The 7,875-nt window shown below is 73.0% G+C and carries 9 protein-coding genes and 1 pseudogene; 4 read left to right on the top strand and 6 right to left on the bottom strand.

The features are described 5' to 3' along the window. The 3 genes and pseudogenes from ACPOLA_RS18040 to ACPOLA_RS18030 all read left to right on the top strand — a co-directional run. A pseudogene (locus ACPOLA_RS18040) lies at positions 1–132 on the top strand (IS481 family transposase); the annotation flags it as partial. 95 nt (positions 133–227) lie between these two features. Further along, on the top strand, positions 228–872 hold the full coding sequence (gene msrA / locus ACPOLA_RS18035) for a peptide-methionine (S)-S-oxide reductase MsrA (protein WP_435771892.1): 645 nt from the start codon (positions 228–230) through the stop codon (positions 870–872). A gap of 103 nt (positions 873–975) precedes the next feature. Further along, positions 976–1,431 carry a cupin domain-containing protein gene (locus tag ACPOLA_RS18030; protein WP_435771891.1) on the top strand — a complete coding sequence of 152 codons (456 nt, stop codon included), beginning with the start codon at positions 976–978 and terminating at the stop codon, positions 1,429–1,431. Between the two features lie 21 nt (positions 1,432–1,452). Here the strand turns inward: ACPOLA_RS18030 and ACPOLA_RS18025 are convergent, their stop codons facing one another. Further along, on the bottom strand, positions 1,453–1,668 hold the full coding sequence (locus tag ACPOLA_RS18025) for a hypothetical protein (RefSeq protein WP_435771890.1): 216 nt from the start codon (positions 1,666–1,668) through the stop codon (positions 1,453–1,455). Between the two features lie 64 nt (positions 1,669–1,732). On the opposite strand from ACPOLA_RS18025, the gene ACPOLA_RS18020 reads away from it, so the two are divergent. Further along, complete coding sequence (locus tag ACPOLA_RS18020) at positions 1,733–3,091, top strand: ABC1 kinase family protein (RefSeq protein WP_435771889.1); 1,359 nt, start codon at positions 1,733–1,735, stop codon at positions 3,089–3,091. Here the strand turns inward: ACPOLA_RS18020 and ACPOLA_RS18015 are convergent. From ACPOLA_RS18015 to ACPOLA_RS17995, 5 genes are all read right to left on the bottom strand, one after another. After that, a complete protein-coding gene (locus ACPOLA_RS18015; protein ID WP_435771888.1) occupies positions 3,088–3,849 on the bottom strand; it encodes an MOSC domain-containing protein in 762 nt (253 codons plus the stop codon). The genes ACPOLA_RS18020 and ACPOLA_RS18015 overlap by 4 nt on opposite strands. Further along, positions 3,846–4,583 (bottom strand): VOC family protein, encoded by a 738-nt coding sequence (locus tag ACPOLA_RS18010; RefSeq protein WP_435771887.1) that lies wholly within the window; start codon positions 4,581–4,583, stop codon positions 3,846–3,848. The genes ACPOLA_RS18015 and ACPOLA_RS18010 overlap by 4 nt, the downstream gene beginning before the upstream one ends. A 90-nt stretch (positions 4,584–4,673) precedes the next feature. Further along, the gene (locus ACPOLA_RS18005; RefSeq protein ID WP_435771886.1) at positions 4,674–5,453 is read right to left on the bottom strand and encodes a TSUP family transporter; all 780 of its coding nucleotides are present in this window, start codon (positions 5,451–5,453) and stop codon (positions 4,674–4,676) included. 27 nt (positions 5,454–5,480) lie between these two features. Continuing rightward, positions 5,481–6,020, bottom strand: a complete 540-nt coding sequence (locus tag ACPOLA_RS18000; RefSeq protein ID WP_435771885.1) for a hypothetical protein — start codon at positions 6,018–6,020, stop codon at positions 5,481–5,483. After that, positions 6,017–7,870, bottom strand: coding sequence for an alpha/beta hydrolase (locus ACPOLA_RS17995; RefSeq protein WP_435771884.1), 1,854 nt, complete (start codon positions 7,868–7,870; stop codon positions 6,017–6,019). The genes ACPOLA_RS18000 and ACPOLA_RS17995 overlap by 4 nt, the downstream gene beginning before the upstream one ends. Positions 7,871–7,875: the final 5 nt, after the last annotated feature.

The following is a 7,875-nucleotide window of genomic DNA, read 5'->3' as shown; positions in this document are numbered from 1 at the left end:
ACCTCCGAGGCCGAACGCGCAGCACTGTTCCCCGAGTGGCTCCACACCTACAATCACCACCGCGGTCACACCGCACTGGGCGGCAACTCACCAGCCGACCTCGTGCCCAACCTGCGTGGACAGAACAGCTAGGGCTGGACGGCTAGGACGGGCGGCCGCACGGCAGGCCGCGGGAGTCTTTACCGCGGAGCGGGTGTGCGGCTTGGGCGCGCGGAGAGAATAGAGGCATGTTCTCCCGCCGCAAGACCGACATGGTGGACCCCGCCGAGGCGCTGCCCGGCCGGTCCGCGCCCGCGTTCCCGCTGCCCGAGCGGCACGAGGTGCTCGGCACCCCGCTGGTCACCGACGACGTCCCCGACGGCCTCGAGGTGGCGATCTTCGGGCTGGGCTGCTTCTGGGGCGCGGAGGAGATCTACTGGCAGCTGCCCGGCGTCTGGTCGACGTCGGTCGGCTACGCCGGTGGCGTCACGCCGCACCCGACCTACCAGGAGGTGTGCAGCGGCCGTACCGGCCACACCGAGGCCGTGCGCATCGTGTTCGACCCCGCGAAGGTCTCCTACGCCGACCTGGTGAAGCGGTTCTTCGAGGTCCACGACCCCACCCAGGGGATGCGCCAGGGCAACGACGTCGGCACCCAGTACCGCTCGGCCATCTACTTCACCACTCCCGAGCAGGAGCAGGTCGCCCGCGACCTCACCAAGGTGTACGGCGACGAGCTCGCCCGTCGCGGCTTCGACCCCGTCACCACGGAGATCGCACCGGCCGCCGAGTACTACTACGCCGAGCCCGAGCACCAGCAGTACCTCCACAAGGTCCCCTACGGCTACCGGTGCCACGCCAACACCGGCGTGCCGTTCCCGGCAACCGCCTGACCGGCGCCGCCCGCGGGCCGGGGCACCCGGCGACCGACCGCATCGCGTCGTACCTGGGTGCGTCGGGGTTCCCTGGCCGCCACTTCTCGCCGATAGTGGCTGGATGACTTCTGCCTTCCTGCTGGGCCCGGGCGAGGGACCGGAGGTCAGCGCGCTGGGCTCCACCTACGTCACGAAGACCGACGGCAGCCAGGTCGGCGACGCCTACTCGCTGACCGAGGAGACCTTCTGGGCCGACACCACGCCCCTCCACGTCCATGCCGGCGCGGAGGAGGCGTTCTACGTCCTCGCCGGCGAGGTGGAGGCCTGGGTCGACGGCGCCAGGAGCGCCGCCGGCCCCGGCACGTTCCTCGTCGTACCGCGGGGCCGGCCGCACCGGCTGCGCCGGCTGTCGGCGGAGCCGGTGCGGATGCTGACCCTCATCTCGCCACCGGGGTTCGAGAAGGTCTTCGATGCGGTGGCCGAGGCAGGCGAGGACGAGCTCCTGGCCGATCCTGAGCGGCTCGTCGAGCTCGCTGCGCGGTTCGGCACCGAGGTGCTCGGCGACTACCCCGACTGAGGCGCCGGCTGTGAGGCCGCCTCAGGCGGACAGCACCTCGGCGGCGTCGACGGTGCCGTGCTTGTCCTCGATGACGTCGGCGAGCTTGCGGATCTCCTCGTCGCTGAGGTCCACGCCGACCTCTCGGGCGCCGTTGCGCAGCTCCGCCTCCACGGTGCCCTCGGTGGCGCCGTCCTGCCAGGACGTCACGCGGTCAACGACGGCCTGGATGGCTTCGAAACGTTCCTGATCGCTCATGCACCGGGCGGTACCCACCCGTCCCCGCCGAAACCGGGCTTGCCGGATCCCGGACAATGGGCGCATGGCCGACCTCCCGAAGAAGGCAGCCGCGCGGACGGCGCGACTCGCCGCCCTCCCGCTCGGGTACGCCGGCCGGACCGCGATCGGCTTCGGCAAGCGCCTCGGCGGCGCGCCCGCCGAGGCGGTGATGAGCGAGATCCAGCAGCGCACCGCCGACCAGCTGTTCCGCACCCTCGGCGAGCTCAAGGGCGGAGCGATGAAGTTCGGGCAGGCACTGTCGGTGCTGGAGTCGGCCCTGCCCGAGGAGATGGCGGCGCCGTACCGCGAGCACCTCACGCGGCTGCAGGACTCCGCTCCCCCGATGCCGACCCAGACCGTGCGCGACATCCTGGCCGAGGACCTCGGACCGGACTGGAGCGAGCGCCTGGTGTGGCTCGACGGCGCACCCACCGCCGCCGCGTCGATCGGGCAGGTGCACCAGGGACACTGGCGCGAGCCCGGCACCGACGCCGAGCCGCGGCTGGTCGCGGTGAAGGTGCAGTACCCCGACGCGGGCGCCGCCCTCGAGTCCGACCTCAAGACGCTGGCACGGGCCGCCCGCGCCATCGGGCCGCTGGTGCCCGGCGTGGACATGAAGCCGCTCATCGAGGAGGTGCAGGCGCGCGCCGTCGAGGAGCTCGACTACGAGCTGGAGGCCGAGGCCCAGCGCGAGTTCGCGGCGACCTTCCGCGACGACGCCGACATCGTGGTGCCCGACGTGGTCGCCGTCGGCAGGCGGGTCCTGATCACCGAGTGGCTGGACTCCGCAGGATCGCTCGCCAGCATCATCGCCGACGGCACCGCCGAGGAGCGCGACCACTACGGCGAGCTGTTCGCCCGCTTCCTGTTCTCCGGACCGGCGCGCACCGGGCTGCTCCACGCCGACCCCCATCCGGGCAACTACCGGATCATCCCCGACCCCGACGGCTCTCCCGGCCGGCTCGGGGTGCTCGACTACGGCGCCATCGCCCGGCTCCCCCAGCGCGGGCTGCCCGCGCCGCTGGGCCGCCTGGTGCGGCTGGCCGCGGAGGGCGACGGCGAGGCCCTGATCGCCGGGCTCCGCGAGGAGGGCTTTCTCAAGGACCGGATCCGGATCGACCCCGAGCAGGTGATGGCCTACCTGGCGCCGTTCACCGAGCCCACGATGGCGGAGCGCTTCCGGTTCAGCAGGGCCTGGATGCGCGAGCAGTTCCAGCGCCTGAACGACCCGCGCGACCCGGCGTACACGGTCACCATCAAGCTGAACCTGCCGCCGTCGTACGTCCTGATCCACCGGACCACGGTCGGCGGGGTCGGCGTGCTCAGCCAGCTCGAGGCCGAGGCGCCGTTCCGGGCGCTGATGGAGGAGTTCCTGCCCGGGTTCGCGCCCGCCGGGCCCTAGCCCACCACCAGCGGGTCGCCGGGCCGCAGCCGGCCCGGCGTCACCACGCGTGCGTCCACACCGAACCACGGCTCCCCGCCCGTGCTGGGGCGGTAGCCGGCCAGGGCCTTGAGCAGCGAGCCGTCCTTGGCCCCGGTGGCGGGGGCGAGGTCGATCACGCCGCAGCGCGGCACCGGCGCCTCGACCACCACGGTGGCCTCGCCGAGCCCCAGCTTGCGACCGAACCACCCGTCCTCGACGTAGGGCTCGTCGCCGGCGTCGACGACCATCGTCATCCGGAACCGCGAGACGGTCTCGAGCAGGTCGGTCCGCCCGGTGCGGTCGCCGAGGTCGCGCAGCGAGGCAGTTGTCAGGATGCTCACCGGTGCGCCGTAGACCACGCCTCCCCGGGGCGAGGCGGCCAGCCGCACCGGCTTGCCCAGGACGTCGGAGAGAAGCTCGCTGTGCGGTCCGTCGGTGAGGTCGTGGGCGACCGACCGTCCCCAGTAGTCGCACACGACCCGCTCGCCGGTCGGCCGCGCCGGTGCGGCGACCCTGCCGACGCCGGGCATCTCGAGGGCGAGCACCTCGCCGTCCCAGGCCGCGGTCATGGCGAGCAGCGTGCGGTGCTGGACGGTGCGGAGCACCTTGCGCCGCTCGACGTCGACGACGCAGAACGCGCGGTCGCCCACCGGCCCGTGCTCGTCGAGCACCACCTCGGCCCGGCGTTGGTGGCGGGTGCCCTTCACCGGCGTGAGGCCCACCTCGACGACGCTCATCCCGGGTCCGCGTCGGTGAGGCAGTACCGCCGGCCGGTGGGATCGGTCAGCACCGTCCACATTTCGTGCTCCGCGACCACCGTGGCGCCGAGCCCGACGTGCCGCTGGGTCTCGGCCGCGCGGTCGGTGGTGCCCCAGTCGAGGTGCGCGCGCACCGGTCCGGGATCGTCCGCGCCGAGCCGCTGGACGAGAATGCCGAGCGGCTGGCCCTCCGGCGGACCCAGGAACCGGAACTCGTCGTGGTGCGCCGAGCGTCGCGCCGGCCAGCCGGTGACCTGCTCCCAGAACGCCAGCTCGCGGTCGTACTGCGTGACCGGGACGTCGATGGCCACCTGGTCGACCCGCGACGCGTGGCCGCCGGCGTGCTGGGTCGGGCGCGGCTTGCGGTCCGCCAGCTGCGACACGAAGCAGAAGGGCTGCCCGCCGGGCGAGGTCAACACCACGTAGCCGACCCCGACGAAGGTCAGCTCGTCGGCGCCCAGCTCGATCGCCCGGTCCGCGGCCGCGCGCGGGTCCGGCACGTGCAGGTCGAGATGCACCCGGTCGTCGCCGGCCCGCAGGCGCTGCACCTTGACGAAGCCGTCGCCGTCCGGCGGCTCGAGCGTCGCGAACTCCTTGTCGTCACCTCGGGGCGGCGACAGCGGGTAGCCCGTCGCGCGCGACCAGAACTCCACGGTCGTGGCGTAGTGCTCCGGCGTGCTGTCGAGGAAGGCACTGATCCACAGCGGGCTCATCGGGCCACCGGCCTGCCGTCGCGCGCCGCCGGGTCGACTCGGGTGCTCATGCGGACACGGTAGACCTCACCCCAGACCTCACCGCAGACCTCACCACACGCCGAGCACGTCACCGCCGATCCGGACGACGAAGGCGGCGACCACGACGATGAAGAAGACCCGGACGAACCGCGAGCCGCGGGCGACGGCGGTGCGGGCGCCGACGTAGCCGCCGAGCAGGTTGAAGGCGCCCATCACCAGACCGACCTCCCAGACGACGGCTCCGGTCGGAATGAAGAGCAGCAGGGCGCCGACGTTGGTCGCCAGGTTGGCCAGCCGGGCCTTGGCGGATGCCTGCAGGAAGTCGTAGCCCATCAGCCCCACCAGCGCGAAGACGAAGAAGCTGCCGGTGCCGGGGCCGAGGATGCCGTCGTACACGCCGATCACGAAGCCGACGCCCATCGCGGCCGCCAGGTGGCGGTGCCCGGAGAACCGCAGCACGGTCTCCTCCCCGAGCCGGGGCCTCAGCACGACGTAGGCGCCGACGACCACCAGCGCCACCAGGACGATCGGCTCGAACGCCTCCCGGGGGATCTGCGAGGCGGCCAGCGCGCCCGTGAAGGCTCCGGCGAGCGCGAGCAGCATGAGCGGGCCGAAGGTCCGCGGGTCGGGCCGGATCCGGCGGTAGTACGTCGCCGAGCTCGCGGTGGTGCCGCAGACCGAGGCGATCTTGTTGGTGGCCAGCACCTGCACCGGCGAGGCGTTGGGCATCCCGAGCAGGAGGGCGGGCAGCTGGATCAGGCCGCCTCCGCCGACCACGGCGTCGACGAAGCCGGCGGTGAGGGCCGCGACGCCGAGCAGCGCCAGGACGGTCAGGCTCAGGTCGCTCATCGCGCCCGACCCTACGGCGTTCGTCGGTCAGCCCCACTCCACCTCGACGTCGTCCCGGTCGTCGTACTCGCGGGCGACGTCGTCGGAGGTCTCGACGCAGTCGGTGTTGAGGCCGACGACCGCGGCGGCCGGGCCGAACTCCACCTTCATCCGGAGATCGTCCTTCGCTGCCTCGACGACCGCGCTCCCGGACCGCTGCTCGACGTCCCAGCCGCCGGCCGCCAACGACTCCGCGGCGCGGTCGGCCGCCTCGGCGTCAGGGAGCTCGCTCGGCTCGAACTGCAGGAAGCTGCGCAGCACCACGCCGCGTGGCGCGTAGCTCTCGCCGCAGATGGAGAAGAACCGGTTGCCGCTGACGAACGCGATGCCGGTGGCGTCCGCGACGTCGTGCACGACACCGTCGACGGCGTCGACGGCCTGCTCCTCGACCTGGTCGACCTGGTCGACCTGGTCGACCTCGGCGCGGCCGCCTTCGTCGTCGCCACCACCACACCCGGCCACCAGTGGTGAGGCGAGCGCTGCGGCGGCCAGCAGCACCAGCCGGTCGGTCCCGAGAAGGAAGCTCATCGCCCTAGGATCCCGCCGAACCGGGAGTTCTCCAACAGCCACTCCCCGAACTCCACGCCGTCCTTGCCCCGCTCGTAGAGCCACTCCCCGCCGTGGTCCCACACGAACTCGCCGGCGCTGGCCCCGCTGGAGACGGCGATCAGCTCGTCGAGGGTGAGGTAGTGACCACCCGGCTCCCCGCGCGCGGGCTGGTCGGTCACCCGGTCGTCGCGGTCCGCCACGATGTGAGCCATGTTGTCGAGGGACTCACCCTCGAAGTAGGACGTGTGGTTGTCGATCAGGTCCTCCACCCGCAGCGAGCCGTCGCCCGTCTCGAACCGGCGGCCTCCGAAGTCGTCGTCGGCGGGATCGTGCCCGAGCGCGCCGATGCCGCCGCGGTCGCCGAAGCCGAGCAGGGTGACCGGATCGTGGTCGCGCGAGCCCACCCACACGTCGGCGTCGGTCAGCGCGTCGGCGGTGGCGACGGGCTGTCCGGGACTGCCGATCACGATGGCGTCGTCGACGGCCAGGCCGTCCTGGAGGGCGTGCCCGACCGTGGTCGACCCGTAGCTGTGGCCGATCGCAGTGAGGTGGGCCCGCGCGCCCTCGTCGGACGCGCGGAGACCGTCGATGAAGTCGCCGAACCGCTCGCCTCCGGCGTCGGCCTTGAGCGGCAGCGCCACCCCGCCGAAGTCGACCTTCTCGAACGGCGCGAACGGGTTGAGCAGGTCGCCGCTCGGCGCGTCGTAGTCGAGCCAGTAGATCGACGCGACGCTGCCGTTGCCCTCGCGGAGGGCCGCCTCGTGCAGCGCGTAGGTGCTCTCGAGGTTGCCGGAGGTGCTCGAGGTCTCGGAGGTCAGTCCGGGGACGTTCACCGAGACGTGGTCGGCGGTGTCGGGGTCGCCGAAGCTGATGGCGACGCCGCCGTCGCCGGAGTGGAGCCCGGGCTGGTAGACGACCACGTGCGCGAGCTCGCGGCCGGTAGCCGGGTCGACCGCGTTGCGGTAGTCGTCGAGCGCCTCGCGAACATGGCGCGCGTTCTCGAGGACGCTGCGCTCGGCCGCGGTGAGCTGGCCGTCCTGCTCGCGCTGCGTCAGGTGGTCGATGTCGCTGTAGAGGGCCGCTCGGTTGGCCTCGTCACGGTCGCGGACGGGGATGCCGTCGGCGTTGCCGACGAGGTGCGGGTGCTCGGTGGTCAGCGCCTGCCGCTGCGCACGGCTCAGGCCGAGCCACCAGTCGTTGAGCGCCGCGGGGTCGTCGCGGTGCCGGCGGAGCTGGTCGGCGAGCGCGTCGACGTCGACCCGGCCGGGGTCGGCGGCGGCGTCACGGCCCTCGCTCACCGAGTCGACGCGGGCCAGCGCGGCGATGAAGTCGGCCTCGGCGTCGTGGTAGCGGGTGACCCAGTCGGTGATGTCGTCGGTCACGGCCGTGGCCCGGGCCGTGAGCCGCTCCCCACGCCGCTCCAGCGCGGCGAGCTGCTCCTCGGTGACGTCGCCGCCGCGCGCGGCCTCGATGTCGCCCCGCAGCACCTCGGCGTCGGCGTTGACCGCCTTGCGCTCGGTCTCGATCGGGGTCCGCTGGGCCAGGAGCCGGGTGAGCCGCTCCTCGAACCGGTCGGCGGCGGTCACGGCGCGGTCGAGGGCCGCCTCCGCGCTGTCGAGGCGGCGGGCGAAGCGGGTCGCGGCATGGTCGTGGGACTGCGCGGTGTCGCCCTCCCAGTCGGGAGCGGCGATCCCCCCGGCCCAGCCCTGCACGTCCTTGACGCCCACGGTCACGGCGCGGAGGTTCGTCGCGAAGGTGCGGGCGCGCGCCGGGGTGGACTCCATCCGCTGGAAGGCCGGGATGTGCGCGGGAACGGCGATCACGGTCATCGGTG

The organism is Nocardioides proteolyticus, from assembly GCF_051280635.3.
In the GTDB taxonomy this organism is placed as follows: Bacteria; Actinomycetota; Actinomycetes; order Propionibacteriales; family Nocardioidaceae; genus Nocardioides.
Note: the sequence above shows the minus strand (reverse complement) of the source record. Positions and strands in the feature narration are given on the sequence as shown.